Origin of the sequence: Sorangium sp. So ce1153 (assembly GCF_051521595.1) — a bacterium.
Lineage (GTDB): Bacteria > Myxococcota_A > Polyangia > Polyangiales > Polyangiaceae > Sorangium.
Map to the genome: position 1 here is coordinate 11,061,190 of NZ_CP150361.1, position 24,746 is coordinate 11,085,935.

Sequence of the window (24,746 nt, forward strand, 5' to 3'; positions counted from 1 at the left end):
AGCTGCGTCGTGCTAGAGTGGCCCCCCATGAAACATCGACACCTCGGCCAGAGCGGCCTGCTCGTCAGCGAGATCTCCTACGGCAACTGGATCACCCACGGCTCCCAGGTGGAGAAGGAAGCGGCGCACGCCTGCGTGAAGGCGGCGCTCGACGAGGGCATCACCACCTTCGACACGGCGGACGTCTACGCCAGCACCCGGGCGGAGGAGGTGCTGGGCGAGGCCCTCGCCGGTCAGCGCCGCCAGGGGCTGGAGATCTTCACCAAGGTGTACTGGCCGACAGGCCCCGGACCGAACGATCGCGGCCTCTCGCGCAAGCACATCGTCGAGTCGATCCACGGCAGCCTGCGCCGCCTGCGGACCGACTATGTGGACCTCTACCAGGCGCACCGCTACGACGTCGAGACCCCGCTGGAGGAGACGATGAGCGCCTTCGCCGACCTGGTCCGGCAAGGGAAGGTCCTCTACATCGGGGTCTCGGAGTGGACGGCGGAGCAGATCGGGCGCGCCGCGGCGCTGGCGCGCGAGCTGAAGGTGCCCTTCGTCAGCAACCAGCCGCAATACTCGATGCTGTGGCGGGTGATCGAGGCCGAGGTCATCCCCGCCAGCGAGAAGGTGGGCGTGGGGCAGATCGTGTGGTCCCCGATCGCGCAGGGCGTGCTCACCGGGAAGTACCTCCCCGGCCAGGCGCCGCCCGAGGGCAGCCGCGCCACCCACGAGCAGGGCTCGCGGTTCATCGCCAACCTCATGACCGATGAGGTGCTCACGCGGGTGCAGAAGCTGAAGCCGATCGCGCAGGACGCCGGGCTGTCCATGGCCCAGCTCGCGGTCGCCTGGGTGCTGCAGCACCGCAACGTGTCGTCGGCGATCGTCGGCGCCTCCAGGCCGGAGCAGGTCCGCGACAACGTGAAGGCGGCCGGGGTGAAGCTCGACGACGCGGTCATGAAGAAGATCGATGAGGTCCTCGGCGAGGTGGTGGTGCGGGACCCGAAGAGGACGGTGAGCCCCGCGAAGCGGCCGTGAACCCTCAGGGCGAGCTTCTCAAGGCGCTGGAGCGCGCCCCGCGGCCCCGCACGCAACTTCCACGATCGACGTGACATCGTCGATTCTGGACGTCAAGAAGACGCGGCCATCGTTCACCAGGAGATCACCGCCTTCCGTCGAGAGCACCGAGCCAGAAACCTGGCCAGAGAGCTCGACAAGCTCTCCGTTCACCAACCTTGCAAACGAGGCTCCACCGGGATTGCCGATCCAGATCAAGGGCTCTTCGCCCCCGAGGACCCATGCGTAGGCGCTGTCAGCGCCCCGCGCAGGGAGGGTCGCTACCCTTGTGAGTGTTCCGCCATCCAGGGAATAGACGTCCGTCGGACCTGCGTCCTGGCGTTGAGGAAAGGCGAAGTAAATCCCGCTCGGATCGACCGAGATACGAGGACAGGCCGCGCCCTCAGGCATCGGCCAGGTCACGTCCTGCACGATCTCACCCGCGGCATCGAGCTCCACCACCCGCAAGTCGCCCGTGTCCTGGTTCAAAACGTGCGCGAGCACACCGTGCATCGTCCCGGTCAAGGAGAAACAGTCGGCCAGCGCGTCGCCTCCAGACTCGATGAGGAGCAGCGTATCGCTCACCTTTTGCCCATCCTTGTCGAGAAGAACGATGCGGGGGTCCCAGGTCACATGGGAGTTACCGAGCGCAACCCGCTCACCGTCGGCCGAGGTCGCGACCGGGTTCGTGGCCGAGGCGCGCGTGAACGCGTCGAGCACTCTCTCAGGACCCACCACGGTTCCGTCGGGACGCGCTCCATACACCAGGATGGCCCCTTCGTATCCCACGCCCTCGTCCTGCAAATAAGTCAGCAGGAAGCGGGGGTCTCGCGCCGTGCCTGCGACGATGGCGTCGCGAGCTCGCGTGTTCAGCGCGAGCTCGCCCATCGAATACTCACGCCACTCATTCTGCTCGTTCCCCACGGCTACCCGCAGCTCCTCGCCCGCGGACAGACGCTGCACGAAAGCGAATCCATCCGGGAGACGGGTCGACCCGAGCCCCAGAGGAGCGCTCGTGCGATACTCGATCCGACTCAGCTCGACGCACTCCCCGACGGCGGGAACCGACCCCGCTGCGCCGGACGCGCCCGCACTGCCTCCCGCACCACTCTCGAGAGACCCAGCCGCCCCGCCGTCCCCACCCGCTCCGCTCGCTCCCGAGCCACCCTCGCCCGTCTGGCTCCCTCCCGCGCCGGACCCACCCCCTGAGCCCTGGCCCTCCGGGGCGCTCTGGCAGGCCACCAAGGTCGCGATCATCATTAGCCGTGCGAACGGAAAAAACCGTTCACGCCCCCACGCAGGACCAGGCATACCCGTTTCGGTAGCATCGGCCTGAGGTTCGTCGAATGGAATCGCTGGGCTCCCAGCGGGAGCCTGCCTGTGTCGACGCGTCCCCCGGGCGCGGACGCTCCGTATCCTCAGAGGTGCTGGGCTCCTCAGGAGCGCCAGCGAAGCACGACAATCCCGCTGAAGGCACCGTCACGCGTCCGTCTCCGGTTCCCTGGTTGCACGAGGTCTGCCGCCATGCCGCTCCCGGGAGGCGCGCCGAACAGCCTCCGGCGCTCGTGGCAGGACGGCGAACCCCGCGAACGGATGTCTGTGCGCTCGCCACCTGATGTCGAGATGATATCGCACGGCTTAACACGACTTAACAGCAAGCGGCGGTCTGTGCGCTCGGCACCTGATGTCAGCATGATGTCGTGCGGCTTAACACGACTTAACAGCAAGCGGCCGGACGCTGCGCTATTCAGGCGGCGGGGGAAAACACCGCTGTCGGGAGAAGCCTTATGAGCGAGAAGAGCACCCTGTCCCTGCACACCCATCCTCGTCGTCCGTCGAGCGCTGCCCGGGCGGGCGTCGGCGCGGCGCTGCTGCTCCTCGGAGCCGTCGGCGCCGCCGCCTGCACCTCCGGCGTCGCCGAGGAGGAGGAGCCCCTCGGGGAGGCGAACCAGCTCGGGAGTTACCATCTTCAGAGCCACTACACGGGCAACGTCGGGGATACCCGCGGCTGGATCGTCGAGTGGAAGGTCCCCGCGCTCCTGAACCCGTCCACGGCCTGGACCGCGATCGGCCAGTGGTACTACAACCTCGAGTCCGGCATCTACCACAGCCCGGACGGGTGGTTCATCTATTACTTCGGCGATGACAACGGGGTCACGGGGAATCACGCGAGCTGCAACACGCAGTGGACCTCGGGGGGCACCTGCGGCGGCACGCTCGGCAACCTGCAGCCCGGGCAGCAGGTCATCTTCAAGTACGAGTGGTGCACGCCCGAGCGCGTCGCGAGCGTGACCGGCACCCAGCTCTGCCTCTATGTCGACATGAAGGACGGCGCTGGCTACCAGTTCCTCGCCCAGGACGAGCGCAGCACCGTCGAGATGTACGCGCACGACGTCGAGCATTTCCGCGACGTCGGCCTGAACTACACCGAGCCGGCGATCTCCTGCACGTCGCCCATCAAGATGGTTCGCCAGCAGCTGAAGACGACCTCGGGCGTCTGGCAGGACATGTCGGGCGCGAGCACCTGGTCGTTCTACAACGAGCCTCCTTACGTCTACCAGAACAAGAACCTCAGCGCGTCGCCGTCGACCTGGGAGGCCTGCAAGACCTGCGACAGCTTGCCCGCGTGGGCGTCGGGGCAGGTGTACACGCCTTCGACCCTGGTCAAGAACGGCAACCACATCTGGATGGCGAAGCAGCAGATCTGGTGGTCGCACCCGGACTGCTCGCCCAGCAGCCCGCTCTCCTGGTGCCCGGCCGAGTGGGCCGACCTCGGCGTCTGCCCCTGATCGCGGCCCCGCCCCCCACGACGCGCACCGGAGGCGACCGCCAGGCGCTCGCCTGTCGTCCCGGCCTCCAGTGCGCGTGACCCCGCCGGGCGGCGATAGCCGCTGCCCCATCCTTTCAGGCGACAACGCCGGACCGAGCTCGGCAATGGGTGTTCAAGGCGCCGAGCCCGATCGGCTTCGCACCTCGTGACGCCTGGTCGCGCGCATCCGAAAAATGACGTCGCCGGGCGATCCGGGCGAAGGACGACCGAGGTTGCTGGCATCCACCAGCAAACCGCCAGGTGTTGATCCGGGCCAGTCTTTCGAGGCGGCTCGTGTCTCGCACGCCCAGAGAGGAAATCATGAGACAGCCGCATCTTGCTTTGATGAAATTTTTCTGTGTCACGGCAATGACCGTTGCCTCCTCGGCCTGCGGCGGCGACGAGGGCCCCGCTTCCGGGGCTGATCTCGACATCGAGCCCTCGGACGTGGGAGCGCCGCTCGAGGAGAGCAACGGCAGCTGCCCGCTGACCGACGGTGCCCATTCGTTCAACGAGCTCAAGGGCTCGCTCGAGAACCTGCCGGTCGACTGCGTTCCCAGCTGGACCGAGGCGCAGCTGAGCGATGGGTTCGCGGCGATCCGCGACACGCGCTTGCAGGCGCTCGCCTTGCCGGACCAACCCGACTTTCCGCGGCGGATCCCCTGGCTGGAACCCGAGAACGGCTGCGAGGAGCGGGCGCCGGCGGCGGTCTACATCCTCCACGAGTCGGGGTATCCGACGCCCTGGTATGCTCGAGTCCAGTCCAGGGCGAACGGGGGATTGACCCTGGTGACCGAGAACGAGCCGGACGGGTCGGTGTCGTGGAGCCACCATGTCGCGCCCGTGGTCCGGGTGAGCGGGCAGCTCATGGTGCTCGACCCGGCCATCGATCCGGGTGGGCCTCTGCCGATCGCGACGTGGCTCTCTCACTTCGTCGCGGGCCAGGTCGACATGGCGGTGTGCCGCGATCGCGCCGACGAGGACGGGTGCATCGACGCGGCGCCCGCGGCGCCGGCGCTCCCCAGCATGGTCCCGAGTCAAGGGATACGCGGGAAGCTGATCACCGAATGGCGCGTCCAGGAGCTCCTCGGGCGCGACCCGTACCGCGTCCTCGGCGACTGCCCGCCGTGGGGCGGCTGCCCCGCCGAGCCCGCGGCCGACCCGAGCTCGCCGCCGACCATCAGCCGGTTCGCGTCGGACCGCGACGTGGTCGTGTGGTATCCCCTCTACGTGATCGGGGACAACTTCGTCGAGGGCTTGACGACCGTGCGCATCGTCGGGAACGGCATCGACGCGCTGGCGCCCATCTCCAGGATCAACAAGCGCAGGATCCTGATCGAGGAGCCGTATCCGTCGGGCGTCTATCAGGTGACGGCGTCGAACGGAGCGCACGCCAGCCAGACCATGACGCTGACGATCGATTGATCGCCCGGGGCTGAGGCATCCCCTCGAATTCCTCGGAAAAATTCACAGGGAGGCGGGGAGGCGGGGAGGAAGATTTTTTAGATACCTCCTCGTGCTACCGGCGCTCCCCTGCTTCAACGATCGGCGTTCACGCCCTTCGCCCGTTCGCGGAGGCCCTCACGAACGGCCGGCCATTCCTCGGCGAGGATGGAGAAGAGCACCGTGTCGCGGACCGTACCGTCGTCCCGCCGCTGGTAGCGGCGCAGGGTCCCTTCATAGCGGGCGCCCAGGCGCGCGATGGCCTGCTGGGAGCGCACGTTCCGCACGTCGGTCTTCAGCTGCACGCGACCGGCGCGAAGGACATCGAAGGCATACGCGAGCAGCTGCAGCTTCGCCTCGGGGTTGACCTGCGTCGACCAGACCGCGGGCGCATACGCGGTGCCGCCGATCTCCAGCCGGGCATCTCGGGCGGACACCTCGAGATACGACGTGGTGCCCACGACGGCGCCTTCCGGCAGACCTGCGTAAGGGCGCAGCAGGCGCACGATCCACACGAAGAAGCCCTGCGCCTGCCTGGCCCTGAGGCCCGCGGCAGCCGCGCCGGGATCCCCCGGACGGCCGGCGAGATGGCGCCAGACCGCGTCATGGTCCAGCGCCCGGAACAGCGGCTCGGCGTCACGGTCAGGGTCACAGGGCGAGAGCTCGACGACATGCCCGGTGAGCCGGGTGCCGGGCGCCGGCGGCCACGGCATGACCGGCCATGCCGTGTCCTCCGGGCGAGCGTCGACGATCGGGGAGAAACGTTCGCTTACCGTCATGGGAGGGAGAGAGAATCCAATCGTCTCGGAAACGTCAAGCCCCAGCTGCGGGACCTGCCCCGGGTCGGCAGGACATTCTTTTCCGTGCGGTCCGGCCGCGCCGGCGCGCGCGTTCCTGCTCGACGCCGCCCGGGGGCGCGGCTATCCACTCCCTCATGGAAAGCTCGCCGCGCGCGCTCCGGTGCGGTCTCGCCCTGGCCACCTCGATCGCCCTCGCCTGCGTGTCGGGCTGTGGAAAGGACGTCCAGCAGCCGTCGCCGGAGGTCACGCCCGGCGCCGCTCAGGAAGGAAAGGCCATGTCGATCCACGACTTCACCGTGAAGACCATCGACGGACAGGACCGCTCCCTCGGCGACTACCGGGGCAAGGTGCTGCTCGTGGTGAACACCGCATCGGAGTGCGGCTACACGCCGCAGTACGCGGGGCTCGAGGCGCTCCATGATCGGCTCAAGGACCGTGGGTTCTCCGTCCTCGGCTTCCCCTCGAACGATTTCGGCGCGCAGGAGCCAGGGACCGACGCCGAGATCGCCGCCTTCTGCTCCACGAAGTTCGGCGTCAGCTTCCCCATGTTCTCGAAGATCCCGGTCAAGGGCGGCAGCAAGCACCCGCTCTATGCCTTCCTCACGCAGTCCGCGCCCGCCGGAGAGGTGAAGTGGAACTTCACCAAGTTCCTGATCGGCAAGGACGGGTCGGTGATCGCGCGGTTCGACTCGTCCGTGGCGCCGGACGACCCGAAGCTCGCGCAGGCGATCGACAAGGCGCTCGGCGGCTGAGCGCCGGCGCCGCCCGCGCCGCCGGCTCGGGATCTTTGCAACTGGCATGAACAGCCGCCCTGTCGGCGCGAAAGCCGATAGACTGCGACGCGTGGACACCACGAAACACCCCGGCGCGGAGCGGCCTGCGTCGATCCCGCCTTCGGCCACGTACAACCCCGAGCACGGGACGTTCGAGCTCGACGAGACCGACGCCGACGGCCGTCCCTCCGGCGAGCGCTGCGCGTACCGCGCGAGCGACGGCTCGCTGCTCTCGCGCTGCCGCTACGCGGACGGGGTGAAGGACGGGCCGTTCACCGTGTTCCACCCGAACGGTCAAACGGCGCAGCGCGGGCGCTACCGGGGCGGCCAGCTCGACGGCGAGGTGGTGCTCTACGGCAGCGACGCCCCGACCGAGCTCAAGCTGCGATCGTGCTGTGTGCCGCCCGGCGCCTGGGAGGTGCGAGCGCTGTACCGGCAGGGGCGCGTCGCGCGCCACGTGTTTCACGACCGCTCCGGATACCCCATCTCGGCGGACGGCTCCCGCTGGCCCGACAGACCCGCCGGCGCCGCCGAAGACGCGGAGTACGACCAGGGCTCGCAACGCTGGCTGGCCACCGAGGAGGACCACGCCTCGGGCGCGCTCACCTACCGCTACGTCACGCGCGAGGGCAAGCCCTCTCAGGAAATCGAGGTTCGCGCTGGCGTCCGCTGTCGCGAGCTCCAGTACGACGCGCTGGGCCGCCCTTCGGAGGAGCGGCACTTCGACCCCCAGGGGCGCTTCCACGGCCCGTCTGTCCGCTGGTTCCCCGATCCGGACGCGAGCCCTTACCTCGATCCGCGCCTCCGCGAGGAGCGCGGTCAGTACTGGCACGGTCACCCCGTCGGGGCGTTCACGTGGCTCGACGCGGACGGGACGCCGGTCGCCCGGCGCGAGTTCGGCGAGGCCCTCGACGAGGCCAGCCTCGGCGCGTCGCCCGCGTTCGCCGAGGACCTCGAGGCGTGGGACGCCGAGCGCGTCTGGGACCTCGCGCGAGAGCTCTTGCAGGGCGGCCGCGCGCGCGAGGCCTGCTGCGCCGCGGCCCGCGCGGCGGTCCGGGGGGGCGAGCGCGAGAGGCTCGCCGGGTTCCTGGACGCCGCGACGCTGCGGCCGAGGCCCGAGCTCGCGGCGCAACGCGGGCGAGCGCTGCTCGAGGCGTCCGGCGCAACAGCGCTCGGCGTCCTCGACGAGCTGTTGCTCGGCGCCGAGCCCAGCGCGGCCTACCGCACGCTCGCCGCCGTCTTGCCGGGCTCGCGCCGCGTCGCGCTCTCGCTCGTCGAGGCGGCGCTGCTGCTCGAGCCCGAGCGCCGCTCGGCCTGCGTCACGCGCGCGCTCCTGCGGCTCGAGCTCGGCGACACGCGCGGGGTGCTCGAGGACGCCGACCGCATCGAGCCCGAGTCCGCCTCCGTGGCCGAGCACCTCAGGACCTTCGTGCGGCTGCTGTACCCGGAGTTCTCTTTCTGGCCGGCGCGCGAGGCCCTCGATCCGGTGCCCGGCGACCTCTCGGAGACGGTCGAGCTCGGCCAGCCGATCGAGCAGGTCCGGCAGAAGATCCAGCTCTACGCCACCCGCTTGCTGCGCCTGCGCGAGGCCGTGCAGCGCAGCCTGCCGGGCGCGGAGCCCTGCCCGTGGCTCCCGCCCGATCTGTCGCACGTGCTGCCGGACGGGCCGGTGGAGCTCGCGCAGAGGGCGGCGACATTGACCGAGGAGACCGAGAACGGCGTGGAGACCGTCGAGCTCACCGTGGACGAGACGCTCGACACGGGAGCCCTGTCCGTCTCTCTCCTGATGCGGAGGGCCCGCGCCGAGTGGGCCGCCCTCTGCTGGCTCTGCTGGTCGGCCGGCCTCGACCGCGTCGCGTTGCCGGAGCGCATCGCGCACCGGCCCGACTTCACGGCGGCGGTCACCACGTCGCTCAGCCGCGCCTTCCGCGCGCGCGACCAGCTGCAGACTCGCGGGCTCGTCAGCCGGTCGCGCGGCGTGCCAGACTTCGTCTGGGAAGGGCACGCCATCGGCGAGCTCGACCCCTCGCTCGCGGCCATCGCCGCCGACGAGCACTTCGAGACGCGCTGCCTCTTCGCGTGGCTCCTGTTCCCGGAGAACCTCTCCCCGTTCCAGAGCGACATCCGCGCGGCGTGAGCCGCTTCAGGGCGGTCCGTCGGGCCCGCCCTGCCGTCGCGCGCGCGCGGTCGCCGCCGGGACGCGGACGACGCGAACGTTCAAGGAGCGTTGTAGGACACGACTTGACCCTGGTAGCGGTTGTCGCCGGCGTTGGACCAGAACACGCCCTCTCCTGCCGGGGCGAGGATGCGCCAGGCGACGGGCTGTCCGAGCGCGAGCACGACGGTCCTGTTGCTCTCGAGATCGTGCGCGTTGACGCTGCGGTTCCCGCCCGTGTCCGTCGAGAAGAGCGTCGAGCCCCGGAGGGCCAGCGCCGCCATCGAGCCGCCCTGATGGATCAGGGTCTTCTGCCCGCCGGCGATGGGCGCCTTGAACACGCCGCCGTCGCCCACGTTGGCCCAGTAGACGAACTCCGCGTCCACCGCGATCCCGGCCGGCTCGGCCTCGTCCTCGGCGATGACGGTCACCTCCCCGCCCGATTTCGCCACCTTGTAGACCTTGTTGCTCGCCGCGCCGCCGGTCCAGTAGATGTTCTCCGCGTCCTGCGCGAGGTGCGCCGGCCTCCCGGCGTCGGACGCGAGGACGACCGGCTCGCCGCCGTCGAGCGGTATCGTGTAGAGCTTCTCTCCGCTGCCGTCGCCGAAGTAGAGGGCCGACGCGTCGCCGATGACGCTCACGACATAGCCGACCTCGACCAGCGTCTCCACCTCCAGGCTCGCCTTGTCGACGCGCCGGAGCGCCGAGGGGATCACCGGATCATCGTCGCCGCCGCTCGCCCAGTACACGTGGGAGTCGTCGACCCACAGCGCCTTGGGATCGGGATCGGCGGGGATCATCGCCTCCGCCTCGGCGGTGCCCGGCTTCGCGCGGTAGACGTAGCCGTCGTTGTTGTCCCCGGTCGCGACGTCCTCAGTCCCGCCGCTCGCGAAGTAGAGGAAGGTCTCGTCGGCGGCCAGAGCGCTCGGGTAGCGGTGCTGGCTCGCCATCGAGGTCGGCAGGACCATCCCGGGGTAGAAGCTGGAGAGGCGATCGGCCTCCGTGACGACGCTCTCCCTGGAGACGTCGTGCCGCGCGAGCGGCGCGTAGTCGTCCGAGCCCTCCTGTGCGGTGAAGCCGTAGGCGCCGAGGACCGTGTTCTCACCCAGCTCCGCCTTGAGCTCGATGGTGATCGGCAGCGTGAGCGCGATCGGCTTGTCGAACGTGTGGCCCTCCGGGCCGAGGACGTACATGGGCCCCACCGCGCCCTCGGGGGCTTCCTCGACGCGCTCGACGGTGATCACCGTCTCCTCGCTCACCGCGCCCGGCGGCACCTCGATCGTGAAGCCGTCCGCCGCGGTGAAGGTCCCGCCTTGCGCGTCCACGGAGAACCGCTCGCCGGGCTCCGGCTGCGCGCCGGTCCCCGACGTGGCGCCGCCGCCCGCGTCGCCGCCGCCCGCGTCGCCGCCGCCCGCATCGCCGCCGCCGCCCGTACCCCCGTTGCCCTTGTCCGCCCCTCCGCACGCCGCGCTGCTCAGCGCGGCGGCCGCGCACGCCAACACCACGAATAAGGTCCTCTTCATCGTCTCGCTCCTCCGCGGGCGGTCGTCGCCGCCATGTCATGGAAGGCCATGGTCTTGCCGAGCTCGCCAGTGGCGCGGCTGCGGCATCACCATTGATCCAGGACACAGCGTAGCGCTCGTTCGGCTCGTGGCGAGCGAGCCAGAGCACGCGAGAACATACAGTGTTTACCCGTCAGGGTGATCCCCCCAGCGTGTTACGGTATTTACCCATCAGGGTTGTCCCATGTGTGCAGTCGCACCGCGAGTCGCTGGCAGCTCATGCGTCGAGGGGGCGACGGCGCCGCGCGGGGCAGGCGGAGCACGCGGAGCGGATGCCGGCGGCCGAGCCGCTTCGCTTCAACCGCCCGCCTGATGTGCGAGCAGCACCAGGGCGAGGCCGATGGCCGACGGGACGGTCTGCACGAACAGGATGGAGCGCTTCGCCGTCGCGGCGCCGTAGACCCCGGCGACGGCCACGCAGAGGAGGAAGAATGTCTGGATCTGCCATGCAAAGGCGTCGTTCGGGTGGACGACGCCCCAGAGCAGGCCCGCGGCGAGGAACCCGTTGTAGAGCCCCTGATTGGCCGCCAGCGGCGCGGTGATCGCGGCGATCTCGGGGGTTGTACCGAACGCTCTGTACGCTCGTTCCGAGCGCCACAAGAACATCTCCATGACGAGGATGTAGACGTGAAGGATCCCGATCAACGCGACGACGATCTGAGAAGCGGTCAGCATGCGGCCCACGCTACCACGCGTGCCCGGGTACTGGGGACCTCGTGGGCTTGCGGGGCCGCGTCCTGTGCCTGGCCGAGGGGCGCCCCTTCCATCGGAGCGCAGGGCTGGGTCCCGCGTGCCCCTCGAGGATGTGCTCGAGGTCCTGGTTGCGGAAACGGCAAGCTTTGCCCTCCTGGCAAAGCTTGCCAGCAAGGATTGCCATCGCGCGCCGCTGCCCGCGCCCCGCCACGATGGAGATGCCTGGTCCGTGGACTGGCAGACAGGGAACTGGCTGCATGCCGTCGTGGGGAGGCGGGCCGCGCGACGTCTTCGTTGTCGTCCAGGTCGTGGGCAACGAAGGCGGCGGAACGATACCGCTACGATGGTCGTGACTGGGAGGGGTGCTTCACGCCGCGCGCGTCGCGCGGCCCGGCGCGGAGCCGCGTCTCGGCGGCTCCGCGCGGAGGATGGCGGGGGATCAGGCTGAAGGGCGCGCCCTCAGTGGGTCGTGGAGCCGCCCAGCGTGGGGACGTGCTCCGCGCCGTCCACGGACGCATCGGCGCTGGCCGCCGACGTGAAGACGGCCCTGGCGGCCGTCGAGGAGCAGGCCTCCTCGCACGACGCCTCCTCGATGAAGTCCTTGAGGACCTGCGCGCGGTGGGGGAGGAACGTGAACTGGAGGGGGTTCGAGATCTGGCCCAGCTCGTTGACGTGGACGAACCCGGTGGGGTTGTTGGGCCCCGCGGAGTTCGCTTGCCACACGTGCAGGCCGCCGAGGTCGTCGTTGACGAGCGGGTTGCTGCGATCTTCGTCGCTGCTCAGCTGGTGGCACCCGGCGCACGACTGGGTGGTGGCGCGAGCGGCGGCCTGCTCCGCCGAGACCGAGCCAGGCCAGAGACGACTCAGCAGGATCGGAGCGAGCGCCGTGTCGATGTCGGCGCTGAACGCGGTGTTCCCCTGCAGCTGTACCGCGTAGTCGTTCTCGGAGCCGGGGCCCGCGATGCTCTCGCCCGAGTTGTAGTCGTCCGGGTTGGGCAGCGTGCGGAGCGAGATGTCGTTCTCGTCGTCGCCGAGCGGCACGAGCCCGTCGAGGGCACCGAGGAAGTCGCTCTGGAACGCTGCCCCGCGGGGGTCGCTCGGGTCGAAGCTGGCGTTGAACAGGCCGCGGAACGGGTTCTCCTTCACCGTGACCGGCTTGACGAAGAGCCTGACCGAGCTGTCCTGGAAGTCGGTGCCCACGTCGAGCTTGAACTCGCGGAGCGACCACGGCTGATTCTGGGCGCGGGCGTTGAACATGAACTGGTTCGTGCGGATCTGGCCGGTCCCGTCCAGGAAGTTGGACGCCTGGAAGACAGGCGCGAAGCCGGGCAGGCCGTTGTAATAGAAGCCCTCGAGCGCGACGGCGCGCTGGGCCTCGGTCTTGGTCGAGAGGTTCGCCCAGAACTCGGCGACCGGGAGGCAGGCGGCGACGCCGCACTCGGGGTGCGGGTTCGGGAGCTTGGCCTCGAAGATGATGAAGTTGCGGTCGATGATGCTCGACGACTTCTTGGCGAAGACGATCCGGTACTCGCCGCAGTTCGAGCCGTCCACCGGCGCGAGGTCGAACCGGTTCACGAGCGCGACCGGCTCCATGAAGTGAGCCCCCGCGGGGTCGAACGGGTTGCTGCTGGCGAGCACGCCCTCGTTCCTGGGGCACGTGTACGGGAACCCGTTGAGCTGGGGGGCGCCGTTGCTGTCGGTCACGTCGTCGCAGTGGATGGCGTCAGGGTCGTTGAAGACGCGTTCCGAAGCGATGTTCCTGTTCTGCGTGTCCCACCAGCGCTGATAGAGCTCCAGCGGCGTCTGGTCGGAGCCGACGCTGGTGAGGAGCTGCTGGAGGACGGAGCTGAGCGTGAACTCGAGCAGGACGTTCGGGTCCGTCTCCTTCGTGACGAAGAGGGACTTCCGGAAGTCGATGGTCGGCACGGACGCGGGGCACGTCAGCGCCTCCGCGCTCTCGGCCGTGAGCTCCTGGGCCTCGCCGGCGGCGACGACGTCGTCGTCCACCGGATCGGCGCCGCCGCAGGCGCCCAGGGAAACCGACGCCGCGGCGCACATCACCGCTGCGATGAAGGGGAACTTGAAGGCAAAACGAAGATGCATGATCGCTCCTGTGGAGTAAGGCGGACGGGGGCCGCGCCGATGCGGCTCGCGCTGTTGAGCGCCGCTCCGCCTCGTGCCGTACCCGCGCGGACAGCCTCGTCGGGCGAGGCCCGGCCGCCGCAGCCCGGCTGGCGGGGCGCCATCGCAACCGGCATGCCGCCCCGCCCTTCCGACGAAACCGAGCGGCGGGACCGAACGAGCGCGGCGCAGGAGCGGCTGCCGCGCGATCGACCTCGCCCGCGGGTCCAGCGTGCGATGGCAAACCTTGCCGCCATGGCAATCCTTGCCAGCCCTGAACGGCTGGGGCTGGCAAGGATTGCCACCGCGCCCGCGCCCGCGCCGCCACGCGCCCGCGCCCGGACGCATCAGCGCCACCGCGCTCGGGCCTCGGGCTCGACCAGGCGGGCCGGTTGGAGCGATGTTGGAGCGGAGGTGATGAGCTTGACCAGAACACGACGCGGTGGACGCGCCAGGCTCGGCAGGGAGCTATCGCTGTGCGCCGTGCTGCTCGGGGTACACGCGGCGCCCGCGCACGCCGACGGGCAACCGCCGACGTCTCCGTGGCACCAGGGCGTCCCGGAGGAGCGCAAGCAAAAGGCAGAGCAGCTGTTTGAGGAGGGTCGGGCGCTGCACCGGAGCGCGATCCTCGCGGAGGCGAGGGCGAAGTACGAAGAGGCGCTGCGCTACTGGGACCAGCCCGAGCTGCGGGTCTACCTCGGGAGGGTGCTGATGCGCAGCGGGCTGCCGCTCCTGGCCTACGAGAACCTGCAGCAGGCGCTGCGGTGGGGCGCTGGCGCGCTCGATCCTCACCTCGAGGCGGAGGCGCGCGCGTCGATGAGCGAGCTCGTGCGGCGGGAGCTCGCCGTGATCGAGCTCCGCTGCGACGAGCCGGGCGCCGCGGTGCTCCTCGACGGCAGGCCGTGGTTCGTCGGCCCCGGCGCCGCACGGCGGCTGGTCCTCCCCGGCGAGCACGTCGTGACGGCGAGGAAACAGGGGTACTACACCGTCGTCAGGCCCGTCGCCGTGCTCGCGGGCAACCGGGCCTCGGGGACGCTCTGGCTGAGCGCGGACGCCACGATCACCGAGCGCCGGTGGCAGGCGGCCTGGGCGCCATGGGCGGTGGTCGGCGCGGGCGGGGCGCTCGGGCTGCTCGGCGCCGTGCTCAGGTGGCAGGCCGACGAGCACCACGATGATGCGGAGCGGGAGCTCCAGGGTGACTTTCGCCGCGCCTGTGGGCCGGAGTGCGCGCCGAGCGATGGCAGCGCGTACGACAGGGGACGGCTGGAGAACGGGCTCGCCGTGGGCTCGTTCGTCGCGGGGGGAGCAGCCCTGATCACGGGCGGCGTCCTTGTCTACATGAACTGGCCGCGGTCGTACCGGACCGGCGATCGAGGCGACGTCAAGATCGAGCTTGCGCCCGCCGTGTCGGACAGCGCGGCGGGCCTGTCGACGCGGATCTCGTTCTGAGGCGGGCGGTCTACGTGGGCGGCGCGCGAGCGGGACGCGCCCTTGCACCGGGGCGAAACGAGGGTGAGGAGAGGATGGCGCAGCGGAGTTCATCTGTACATGCGAGGCGGAGCCGCGCGGGGCGCTGCTCGTTGGGCGGTGTGGTTCGTCATCTCGCGGCGATGCTGTCGTCGGTCGCCGTGGTGGTCGCCGCCGGAGCGTGCCTGAAGCCCGGGGGGGTTCCCTGCGGAGAGGGCTACTGTCCCAGCGGCTACGAGTGCAACGCCGATCGGTGCGTCGTCTCCTGCGGCGACGGCGTCCGCGACGAAGCCGCCGGGGAGGCGTGCGACGACGGGAACGAGGACGACGGCGACGGGTGCAGCTTCGACTGCCGCTCCGACGAGACCTGTGGCAACGGCGTCGTCGACGCGGTGAGGGATGAGGAGTGCGACGATGGGAACACGGACGACGGCGACGGGTGCAGCTACAACTGCCGGTCCAACGAGACCTGTGGCAATGGCATCGTCGACGCGGCCCGCGGGGAGACCTGCGACTGCGGCGCCGGGCGTGAAGAGTCCACCGAGCGGCAGTGCGCCGCACGGCAAAACTCGGCGGACGGCGGCTATTGCCGCGAGGACTGCAAGGTCCACTGCGGCGACGGGGAGATAGCGCCGGAGGAGGCGTGTGACCCGGGGAACCCCACCGAGCTGCCGTCGTGCCCCAGCCTGCGCTACGACTTCGGTCGCCCTGGCTGCTCCGCCTCGTGCGATAGCTTGATGGAGGATCGCTGCGGAGATTGGAACTGGCGTGAGCAAGAGACCGGCACATCGGAGTACCTGAGCGGCGTCTGGGGAAGCGGCCCCGGAGATGTCTTCGCCGTCGATTGGTCTGGCGCGATCAGGCATCACGACGGCAAACGCTGGAAGAGCGTGACCTACCCGGGCACACCGGTCCACCTGAATGGCGTCTGGGGGAGCGGCCCCGACGACGTCTTCGCTGTCGGCCAAGAGGGCACCATCGTGCACTACGACGGCAACAGCTGGAAGCGCGTGCCCTCCTCGGGCACAGAGGAGACCTTGCACGGCGTCTGGGGAAGCGGCCCTGACGATGTCTTTGCCGTCGGTGACTCTGGCACCATCGTACATTACGACGGCGAGCGCTGGAATCCCGTGCCCTCCGTGGGCACCTCGTACAGTTTGCAAGGCATCTGGGGAATTAGCCATGACAATGTCTTCGCCGTCGGTCAGCGTGGCACGATCTTGCATTACGACGGCAAGACCTGGAAGCTCGTGCCCTCCTCGGGCACCACGAACGATCTGCAGGCTGTCTGGGGGAGCGATACTGACGATGTCTTCGCCGTCGGTACGGCTGGCACGATCGTGCAGCGCGACGGCGAGATCTGGAAGCCCGTGCCCTTCTCGGGCACCGTCGGAGATCTGCACGCTGTCTGGGGAATCGGTCCTGAAGATGCATTTGCCGTCGGTGCGTTTGGCACGATCGTGTACCACGACGGCGTTCGCTGGAGGCCCGTGCATTCTTCGAGCATAGCGGGAACTCTGTATGGCATCTGGGGGAGCAGCGCTGAAGACGTCTTTGCCGTCGGCGCGTCTGGCACGGTCTTGCATCACGACGGCCAGAGCTGGGAGGACGTGCGCTACCCGGACGCACCGGGATCTTTCGAGGGAGTCTGGGGAAGCGATCCATACAATGTATATGCCGTCGGGCGCACAATCTTCCAGTACGACGGCGAGAGCTGGGAGCCCGTGCCCTCCTCGGGCACATCGGAAGCTTTGATCGACGTATGGGGAAGCAGCCGAGAAGATGTCTTTGCCGTCGGCTTTTACGGAACGATCGTGCATTACGACGGCGAGAGCTGGACGTCTGACCCCCCATCGGGCACATCGGCACATTTGCATGGCGTCTGGGGAAGCGGCCCGGGCGATGTCTTTGCCGTCGGCGATGCTGGCACGATCGTGCATTACGACGGCGAGAGCTGGACGCCCGAGCCCCCCTCGGGCACATCGAACGACCTGTATGGCGTCTGGGGAAGCGACCGGGACGATGTCTTTGCCGTCGGTCGATCTGGCACGATCGTGCACTATGACGGCGATCGCTGGGCGCCCATGCCCACCTCGGGCATAGAGGAAATTCTGGAAGGCGTCTGGGGAAGCAGCCCTGAGGATGTCTTTGCCGTCGGCGAGTCGGGCACGATCTTGCACTATGACGGCCATCGCTGGAAGCGCGTGCTCCCGTCGGGCACGTTGGAACATTTGAGAGCCGTCTGGGGAACCGGTCGTGACGATGTCTTCGCTGTGGGCCTTTATGGCGCGTTCGTACACTACGACGGCATCTCATGGCAGCCATTCAATTCCACGACGAACCAGAGTTTTCATGGTATCTGGGGCCACGAAGGCACCTCGTTCGTCGTCGGCAGTCAAGGCACGGCCTTCCGCCACACCCGAGCCGGAGCCCCACGGTAGGGCTCCGGCGCGGAGAGCCGCGGGCGCCTCGCGAGGCGCGGGATCAGTGCGTCGTCGAGCCGCCGAGCGTGGGGACCGGCTCGTCGCTCGCCGCCGCGAATGTGGTCACGCTCGCCGGCGGGGAGCACGTGCTCCCGTCCGCGTGATCCGCGAGGAAAGCCTCGAGGACGCCCTCGCGGTGCGGGAGGAACGACCCGGTGAGCGCGTCCGAGAGCGACCCGTCCTCCTTGATATGGACGAACGGGAAGCTCTGACCGGGCCACGTCACGCCGTTGCCGAGCGATTTGTTGGCGCTCAGCTGGTGGCACCCGGCGCACGACTGGGTCGTGGCGCGGTTGGCCACGTCCGCGGGCGAGAAGATCGTGTCCCGCCCGAGCCGCACGAGCTCGTCCTCGATCTGCTGGATCAGGAAGGTGTTCGGCGTCCCATTCACCAGCGGGTCCAGCTGGTCCGCGTAGTCGTTGCTGCCGTCGACGGTGCTCTGGCCCGCGTTGTAGAGGGCCTGCCTCGAGCCCTTGAGACGAATGTCGTTGATGTCGGAGCTGACGGTCGTGAGCTCGTCCACCGACTCGAGGAAGTCGTCCATGAACCACGTCCAGCGGAAGTCGTTGGGGTCGAAGTTCGTGCTGAACAGCTCGCCGAAGGGGTTCTCCTTCACCGTGACCGGCTTGAAGTAGAGCCGCGCCCCGCCGTTCGGCCCGTCGAAGGACTTCGCGATCTTGAACTCGCGGAGCTGCCAGATCTGGCCCGGCTGGACCTGCCCGGGAGCGCCGGGGTTGCCCATGAACTGGTTGGTGCGGATCTGCCCCGTGGCGCGGTGGCCTGCGGGGCCGTGGACCGCGTCGGCGAAGTTGTCCGGGTGGAGCACCGGACCGAAGCCGGCGTCGAGCAGGCCGACGGTGAAGAACGTCTCGAGCTCCTGGGCGCGCTGGGCGGCGTCCAGGGTCGAGAGGCGCGCCCAGAACTCGGCGACCGGGAGGCATGCGTCGATGCCGCACTCGGGGTGGGGGTTCGGGAGCTGGGCCTCGACGATGATCAGGTTGCGGTCGGCGATGCCAGCCGACTTCTTGCCGTAGACGATGCGGTACTCGCCGCAGTGCGAGCCGTCTTTCGGCGCGAGATCAAAGCGGTTCACGACCGCGATCGGCTCCATGAAGTCCGGCGAATTCGGATCGAACGGATCGCTCGTGGCGAGGCGTCCCTCCCTCCGGCCGCACGTGATCCGGTAGCCGTTGAGCGTGGACCAACCCTCGCTGTCGGTCTGGTCGTCGCAATGGACGGCATCGGGGAACTGAGCCACCTCGGCCTTGTTGAAGAAGTCCCACCAGCGCCGGTAGAGATCGAGGGCGGTCTGTTCACCCCCGGTCCCCGCCCTCAGGATGAGCTGATCGAGGACGAACTGGAGCGGGAACCGGGTCATGGCCTCCGGGTCGGTGACCTTCGTGAGGATCAGCGAGCGCGTCGGGTCGATGTCGAGGGGGGCCGATAGCAGCGCCTGCTCGCCCTCCGCGGCGAGCTCCTCGGCGCCGACGCCGGAGAGATCGCCGGGCGCGCTCGCGTCGACGCACGCGGCCAGAGAGGCCGACGCCGCGACGCACATGACACCGGCGATGAAGGGGAACTTGGAGACATAACGAAGATGCATGATCCCTCCTGTGGAGTGAGGCTGACCGGGGTCGCTCCAGAGCGGCTCGCGCTCCGTACGCTGCTCCGCCTCGCGCCTTGTCTGCGTGGCCCGCCTCGTCGGGGTGAGACCCCGCCTTCGCAGCCCGGCTGGCAGCGCCCTATCGCAACCAGCGTGCCGCCCCGCCGCGCGCGAGGGCGCTTCCGACGAAAGCGGGCGGCGCGACGAACCGAGCGCGGCGCAGGAGCGGCCGCCGCGCGTTCGAGCTCGCCCGCGGGTCCAGCACGCGCATGGCAAGCCTTGCCGCCATGGCAATAATTGCCGGTCCTGAGTGCGACGGCATGGCAACGCTTGCCATCGCGCCACGCGCCCGCGGCTTTGTGGTACCCGGAGCGGGCTGCCGGGCTGCCGGGGAAGGAAACAGCGAGGGAACATGCGGGCATGGCTGCGAAGACGGGGCACGGACAGGAGCGGGAGCGTCACGAGCCCGCCGCGGGGAGGCTGGGCGCCTCGTCACGTCGTGGCGATCGCGTTCGTGACGGCGCTGATCGCGGTCGCGGGTGCATGCCTCCAGGGGGGGCTCCGCTGCGGCGAGAGCTTTTGCCCGATCGACCATCGATGCGTCCCGGTGCCCGAGGGCAGCCTGTGTGTTGCCCCCGACCACCTCGGTACGTGTGGCAACGGGGTTCCCGAGGAGGGCGAGGTTTGCGAGGACGGGAACACGGACGACGGCGACGGGTGCAGCGCCGACTGCAAGTCCGATGAGCGCTGCGGCAACGGCGTCGTCGATGCCGTGCGGGACGAGGTCTGCGACGACCGCAACCAGCTGGAAGGCGACGGGTGCAGCGCCGACTGCACGTCCGACGAGCGCTGCGGCAACGGCGTCGTCGACGCCGTGCGAGGCGAGATCTGCGACGACCGCAACCAGGTGGACGGCGACGGGTGCAGCGCCGACTGCACGTCCGACGAGCGCTGCGGCAACGGCGTCGTCGATGCGGTAGGCGAGGAGACGTGCGACTGCGGCGCTGACGGGATCAGCGCGACCGACCCGGCGTGCCGCGGCGACCAGAACTCGGCGCTGCGCGGGTATTGCAGGCACGACTGCAAGGCACATTGCGGCGACGGTGAGCTGGCGGAGGACGAGGTCTGCGACACCGCGCTGTCCGTCATGACGTCCTGCTTCTACCTGCGCTACGATTTCGGCCGCCCGGGGTGCGTCAGCTCCTGCGACGACCTGTCCGCCGCTCCGTGCGGGAGCTGGAACTGGCGTCGCCAGGAGCCCGTCACATCGGAATGGCTGCGCGGCGTCTGGGGAAGCGGGCCGCAGGATGTCTTCGCCGTGGGTACGAACGGCACGATCCTGCACTACAACGGCCAGAGCTGGCAGGCCATGACCTCGCCCACATCGACATTCTTGTACGGCGTGTGGGGAAGCGGGGGAAAGGATGTCTTCGCCGTGGGCGACGGGGGCACGATCCTGCACTACAACGGTCGGAGCTGGCAGACCATGCCCTCCCCCACATCGAAGTTACTGGCTGGCGTGTGGGGGAGCAGCTCGCAGGACATCTTCGCCGTGGGTAACGAAGGCACGATCCTGCACTACGACGGCCAGAGCTGGCAGGCCATGAGCTCGACCACGTCGAGAGCGCTGTCTGGCGTCTGGGGGCTCGGGGGAAACGATGTCTTTGCCGTGGGTGAAGGGGGAACGATCTTGCGCTACGACGGCCAGAGCTGGCAGGCCATGAGCTCGCCGCCATCGCAGCAGTTGAGGAGCGTGTGGGGCAGCGGCGAGGAGGATGTATTCGCGGTGGGTGGTTACGACACGCTCCTGCACTACGACGGACAGGAATGGCAGCGCATGACCTTGCCCCCCTCGGAGGTGCTGTCTGGCGTGTGGGGGAGCCGGGAAGATGACGTCTTCGCCGTGGACATCAACGGCGCGATCCTGCACTACGACGGACAGGAATGGCAGCGCATGAACGCGCCCACGACCACGTCGTCGGAGCGCTTTTTCGGCGTGTGGGGGAGCGGGCCGAAGGACGTCTTTGCCGTGAGCGACAGGGGCACGATCCTGCACTACGACGGCCAGATGTGGCAGGACATGACCGGGCCCACCTCGGAGACGTTGTACGGCGTGTGGGGGAGCGGGCCGCAGGACGTCTTTGCCGTCGGCGACAAAGGCACGATCCTCCACTACGGCGGCCACGAATGGCAGGACATGACCGGGCCCACCTCGGAAGCGTTGAACGGCGTGTGGGGGAGCGGGCCGCAGGATGTCTTTGCCGTGAGCGAGAGGGGCACGATCCTGCACCACGACGGCGAGGAGTGGCAGCCGATGCTCTCGCCGGTACCAGGGAAACGGCTGAATGCCGTGTGGGGCAGCGGACAGCAGGATGTCTTCGCCGTGGGCAACGACGGCACGATCCTCCACCACGACGGCCTGGAATGGCGGGGCATGCTCTCGAACACGGCCGCATTCCTGTATGGCGTGTGGGGGAATGACGGGCGAGACGTCTTTGCCGTGGGCACTAACGGCACGATCCTCCACTACGACGGCCAGGAATGGCAGGTCATGCGCTCGGAGCCATTGGAGGTCCTGGCTGGCGTGTGGGGGAGCGGGCCGCGGGATGTCTTTGCCGTCGGCAGCAACGGAATCATCCTGCACTACGACGGCCAGGCGTGGCAGGACATGACCTTGCCCACGTCGGAATGGTTGAACGGCGTGTGGGGGAGCGGGCCGCAGGACGTCTTTGCGGTCGGCGCGTTCGGCACGCTCCTGCACTACGACGGGATCTCCTGGCTCAAGCTCAACTCCACGACGGATCGCTATCTTCACGCGCTGTGGGGCGCTGGGAGGTCGTTCTTCGTCGTCGGCGACGGCGGCGCCATCTACCGTCACACCCGCACAGCGCCGTGACGGGGCCCGTGACCCACCTGGCGGCGGCGCGCCTCAGCAGCGGAACACGCGCCGCGCCCCGCACGCCCGCGGCCTGACACGCCAGTGGCACCTCTCCCGCGCTCCGCCGGGACGGGTGCTCCGGCGCGCTACTGTCGCGAGCGAATCGACCGGCACACCGCCTCGGCCGCCTTCGGGTCGCGGCCATTGACGTCTGCCCACGAGCAGCGGTAGTTGCCGGCGGCGATCTCCCTGTAGATGATGTGCGCCCTGCCGCCTGACCGGCCGGGCTCGGCGCCCGGCTGCGTCGGCATGTCGTACGTGAGCTCCCACCCGTCGGGCGTCGCTATCTCGCGAAAGTTCGAGCCAGCGTGGCTCTGCTCGAGGCTCGCCTTCTCGGCTTCGAGCGAGGCACGCTGCGCGGGCTTGGCGATCTCGACGTGGTAGCCGTCGGGGCGGGTCAACACGACGCTCGGGCGCTCGCCGCTCGGGAGGCCGCCGAGCCCCCCGGGCCCGGGCAGCACCCCGTCGCTCTCGTGCGCGTGCGCCCCGTCGGCGCGATACTGGATGCCGTGAAAGTCTCTCCAGGCCCCCTTGCCGTCGGCGCAGGCGGCACAGGCGAGCGCGAGCGCGAAGGGGGCGCAGAAGGGGCGCGGCGGCTTCATCGGCTTCACGCCCTCATGATAGCCGCGCCGCGCCGGTGGCATCCAGCGCCGACGGCCGAGCCCCGGCCACGTGACGCCAGGCTCACCCGAGCGCCTCGCCTGCCCTGGCCGCCGTGCTCGAGGTCGGTCTGCTCGGGTCCGCCACGCGGTGGCCCGGCGAGGTCGGGCGCGCGTGGCGTGACCGCTCCGCGGCGTTCACCACGCCGTGGTCGTCGTGCTCAGGTAGTGGCCGAGCGCGGTGTTCAGGTAGATCTGGTCGTTGGCCAGGGCCACGGCCCGAGGGGTCGTGTTGACCCCGAGCAGGCGGCTCTCCCATGTATCGCCGTCGTCGCGCGACATGGCGATTCCTTGCCCGAAGGCGAAGACATTGCCCTTCGAGTCGACCAGCACATTCCAGGCGGCGTCGGCGACCTCGGTGAAGGAGACGCCCCTGTCGATCGAGCGGAAGATGCCCCTGGAGGAGCCGAGGAACAGGTGGCCGTTCGGGGCGGCCGCGAGCTTGACGTAGCTCTCGTCGTTGTCGAGGGGCAATCCCTCGAGGCGCTCGAACGTCCTGCCGCCGTCGAGTGAGCGAGCCAGAGACCGCGAGCCGTGAGCGTAGAGATCGCCGTTGTCGGTGAAGACGACCGCCGTGATGTCTCGTGGTTCATCCGATATCGGTTCCCAGGACACGCCGCCGTCGCTCGAGAACCCTTGCCTGGAGCTGTACAAGCGGCCGTCTGGATGGAGGGCGATCGCGCCCACGCCGAGGGTCGCGTCGACCATGCTCCACGATCCGCCGCGGTCCGACGAGCGATACAGCTCGGCGCCCGAGGTGGCGAGCATCGTTCCATCGCCCATCTGGATCACGGTGTTGATGAACGGCAGCGGCTCGCCGTCGAGCTCGGCGGCAGCCCACGAGGCGCCGGCGTCCGTCGACCTGTATCTTCCCTCCTGGTTGTCGAAGAACAGCGTGCCGTCCGGCGTCGCTGCCACCCATTGAAGGTTCGTGAGGTTCACCTCGGCGAGGCGCCGCCACGTCGGGCACGCCGGGCAGCTTCCGCCGCAGTCGGCGCCCTGCTCGCCCGGGCCCTGGGCTCCGTCGGTACACGACGCCGGGAGCGGCTCGCCACGGCGCTGGTGCTCGCCCCAGAACGTGGTCGGCCGGCTCACGAACACCTGGTCGTTGTTGTCGAGGACCACGAGGCGGTCGTCCGGGAGCATCACCATCGACCGGAAGCCGAACATCTCGCCGTCGCCCCGCTCGGTCCAGGTGAGCCCGCCGTCCTCGGACATGTCCACGCCGGTCCCGCCCGAGAAGAGCAGATCCGTGGAGTTGGCCGCGAGCACGGGGGCCGTGACGTCGTCCGCTTCGGGCCGATGCCAGGTGTCGCCGCGATCGACGGACGACACGGGAGGACGCGCGCCTTGCCCGACGAGCACGACTCCATCGGAGAGCTCGACGAGCCAGGGGCTCGTATCGTTCTCCATGTAGGCCACCTCGAACCAGGTGGCGCCGCGATCCAGCGACCGCATCACCAGCTCCCGGGACAGCAGGAACCAGATCCCGTCGGCGTTGACCTCCAGGCGGACCAGACCGCCACCTCCGAAGCCGCCGGCGACGAGCTCCCAGCTCACCCCGGCGTCCGTCGACCGGTAGAGGTCGTTGCCGAGCCCGGCGTAGAGCGCATCCTCGATCACCTTCAAGAACCCGGGGCTGAAGTCGGGGTTGATGACCTGCCATGTCAGCCCGTCGTCGTCGGAGCGCGCGAGGCCCTCGCCCACGCCGAAGATCTCGCCGCTGCTCCCGTTCGCCAGCGGCTTCACCGTGACGTTTTCACCGTCCGCCAGCACCCGCTGCCACGCGCCGTCCAGCCGCTCGAGCCGGGTGAGCCAGTCATACTCGTTGCTCCCCAGCAGGGTCCCCTTTCGGGTGAGGAACAGATCGACCGCCCCGGAGGGCGCGACGCGCTGCCAGAACACGCAGGGCGCGCACGGGCCGCCGCAGTCGACGTCGTCTTCACGCTGGTTGCGCTCGCCGTCCGAGCAGGTCCCGGGGTCGTCGAACGGGTGACCGGCGCCGGCCCCGCCCTCCCCGGAGCCGCTCCCCGTGCTGCCGCCCCCGCCGGCGTGCGCGCCGCTCGTGCCCGTCTCCGCGCCGGCGGAGCTCCCGTCCGAGCAGCTCGTCAAGAGCGCGCAGGCCAGCATCGAGATGGCCGCCGACACCAGGCCGAGGTTCCCGCTGCGCCGCTGCCGTTCGATCGTCATTCACCACTC

Annotated in this window: 16 protein-coding genes; 8 read left to right on the forward strand and 8 right to left on the reverse strand. The window is 69.4% G+C overall.

Annotated elements, in window-relative coordinates:
• Positions 1–27 precede the first annotated feature (27 nt).
• Positions 28–1,023 carry an aldo/keto reductase family protein gene (locus tag WME85_RS40015; RefSeq protein ID WP_437828835.1) on the forward strand — a complete coding sequence of 332 codons (996 nt, stop codon included), beginning with the start codon at positions 28–30 and terminating at the stop codon, positions 1,021–1,023.
• 18 nt (positions 1,024–1,041) lie between these two features.
• Here WME85_RS40015 and WME85_RS40020 read toward each other — a convergent pair whose 3' ends face one another.
• Complete coding sequence (locus WME85_RS40020; protein ID WP_437828837.1) at positions 1,042–2,004, reverse strand: hypothetical protein; 963 nt, start codon at positions 2,002–2,004, stop codon at positions 1,042–1,044.
• Between the two features lie 824 nt (positions 2,005–2,828).
• Here WME85_RS40020 and WME85_RS40025 point away from each other — a divergent pair.
• On the forward strand, positions 2,829–3,830 hold the full coding sequence (locus tag WME85_RS40025; RefSeq protein ID WP_437828839.1) for a hypothetical protein: 1,002 nt from the start codon (positions 2,829–2,831) through the stop codon (positions 3,828–3,830).
• Between the two features lie 389 nt (positions 3,831–4,219).
• Positions 4,220–5,275 carry a protein-glutamine glutaminase family protein gene (locus tag WME85_RS40030; protein ID WP_437828841.1) on the forward strand — a complete coding sequence of 352 codons (1,056 nt, stop codon included), beginning with the start codon at positions 4,220–4,222 and terminating at the stop codon, positions 5,273–5,275.
• A gap of 113 nt (positions 5,276–5,388) precedes the next feature.
• On the opposite strand, the gene WME85_RS40035 is transcribed toward WME85_RS40030, so the two are convergent.
• On the reverse strand, positions 5,389–6,072 hold the full coding sequence (locus WME85_RS40035; protein WP_437828843.1) for a GNAT family N-acetyltransferase: 684 nt from the start codon (positions 6,070–6,072) through the stop codon (positions 5,389–5,391).
• A gap of 296 nt (positions 6,073–6,368) precedes the next feature.
• Here WME85_RS40035 and WME85_RS40040 point away from each other — a divergent pair, with 296 nt between their 5' ends.
• Together WME85_RS40040 and WME85_RS40045 are read left to right on the forward strand one after the other, a co-directional pair.
• Positions 6,369–6,845 (forward strand): glutathione peroxidase, encoded by a 477-nt coding sequence (locus WME85_RS40040; protein ID WP_437842489.1) that lies wholly within the window; start codon positions 6,369–6,371, stop codon positions 6,843–6,845.
• 91 nt (positions 6,846–6,936) lie between these two features.
• The gene (locus WME85_RS40045; RefSeq protein ID WP_437828845.1) at positions 6,937–9,003 is read left to right on the forward strand and encodes a toxin-antitoxin system YwqK family antitoxin; all 2,067 of its coding nucleotides are present in this window, start codon (positions 6,937–6,939) and stop codon (positions 9,001–9,003) included.
• Positions 9,004–9,083: 80 nt separating this feature from the next.
• On the opposite strand, the gene WME85_RS40050 is transcribed toward WME85_RS40045, so the two are convergent.
• From WME85_RS40050 to WME85_RS40060, 3 genes are all read right to left on the reverse strand, one after another.
• Positions 9,084–10,544, reverse strand: coding sequence for a DUF5050 domain-containing protein (locus tag WME85_RS40050; RefSeq protein ID WP_437828847.1), 1,461 nt, complete (start codon positions 10,542–10,544; stop codon positions 9,084–9,086).
• Positions 10,545–10,880: 336 nt separating this feature from the next.
• Positions 10,881–11,258, reverse strand: a complete 378-nt coding sequence (locus WME85_RS40055) for a DUF1304 domain-containing protein (protein WP_437828850.1) — start codon at positions 11,256–11,258, stop codon at positions 10,881–10,883.
• Positions 11,259–11,735: 477 nt separating this feature from the next.
• Positions 11,736–13,379 carry a hypothetical protein gene (locus WME85_RS40060; protein WP_437828853.1) on the reverse strand — a complete coding sequence of 548 codons (1,644 nt, stop codon included), beginning with the start codon at positions 13,377–13,379 and terminating at the stop codon, positions 11,736–11,738.
• Positions 13,380–13,814: 435 nt separating this feature from the next.
• Here WME85_RS40060 and WME85_RS40065 point away from each other — a divergent pair, with 435 nt between their 5' ends.
• Together WME85_RS40065 and WME85_RS40070 are read left to right on the forward strand one after the other, a co-directional pair.
• Positions 13,815–14,846: a hypothetical protein gene (locus WME85_RS40065; protein ID WP_437828855.1), complete on the forward strand. Its 1,032-nt coding sequence runs from the start codon at positions 13,815–13,817 to the stop codon at positions 14,844–14,846.
• A gap of 140 nt (positions 14,847–14,986) precedes the next feature.
• On the forward strand, positions 14,987–17,305 hold the full coding sequence (locus tag WME85_RS40070; RefSeq protein ID WP_437828856.1) for a WD40/YVTN/BNR-like repeat-containing protein: 2,319 nt from the start codon (positions 14,987–14,989) through the stop codon (positions 17,303–17,305).
• 43 nt (positions 17,306–17,348) lie between these two features.
• Here WME85_RS40070 and WME85_RS40075 read toward each other — a convergent pair whose 3' ends face one another.
• On the reverse strand, positions 17,349–18,950 hold the full coding sequence (locus WME85_RS40075) for a hypothetical protein (protein ID WP_437828859.1): 1,602 nt from the start codon (positions 18,948–18,950) through the stop codon (positions 17,349–17,351).
• Between the two features lie 499 nt (positions 18,951–19,449).
• Between WME85_RS40075 and WME85_RS40080 the strand changes: the two genes are divergently transcribed.
• The gene (locus WME85_RS40080; protein ID WP_437828860.1) at positions 19,450–21,846 is read left to right on the forward strand and encodes a glucosyltransferase-I; all 2,397 of its coding nucleotides are present in this window, start codon (positions 19,450–19,452) and stop codon (positions 21,844–21,846) included.
• Between the two features lie 128 nt (positions 21,847–21,974).
• Here WME85_RS40080 and WME85_RS40085 read toward each other — a convergent pair whose 3' ends face one another.
• Both WME85_RS40085 and WME85_RS40090 read right to left on the reverse strand, forming a co-directional pair.
• Entirely contained in the window at positions 21,975–22,499 is a 525-nt protein-coding gene (locus WME85_RS40085) for a hypothetical protein (protein WP_437828863.1), read from the reverse strand.
• A 186-nt stretch (positions 22,500–22,685) separates the two neighbouring features.
• Positions 22,686–24,737 carry a WD40/YVTN/BNR-like repeat-containing protein gene (locus WME85_RS40090; RefSeq protein WP_437828865.1) on the reverse strand — a complete coding sequence of 684 codons (2,052 nt, stop codon included), beginning with the start codon at positions 24,735–24,737 and terminating at the stop codon, positions 22,686–22,688.
• Positions 24,738–24,746 lie beyond the last annotated feature (9 nt).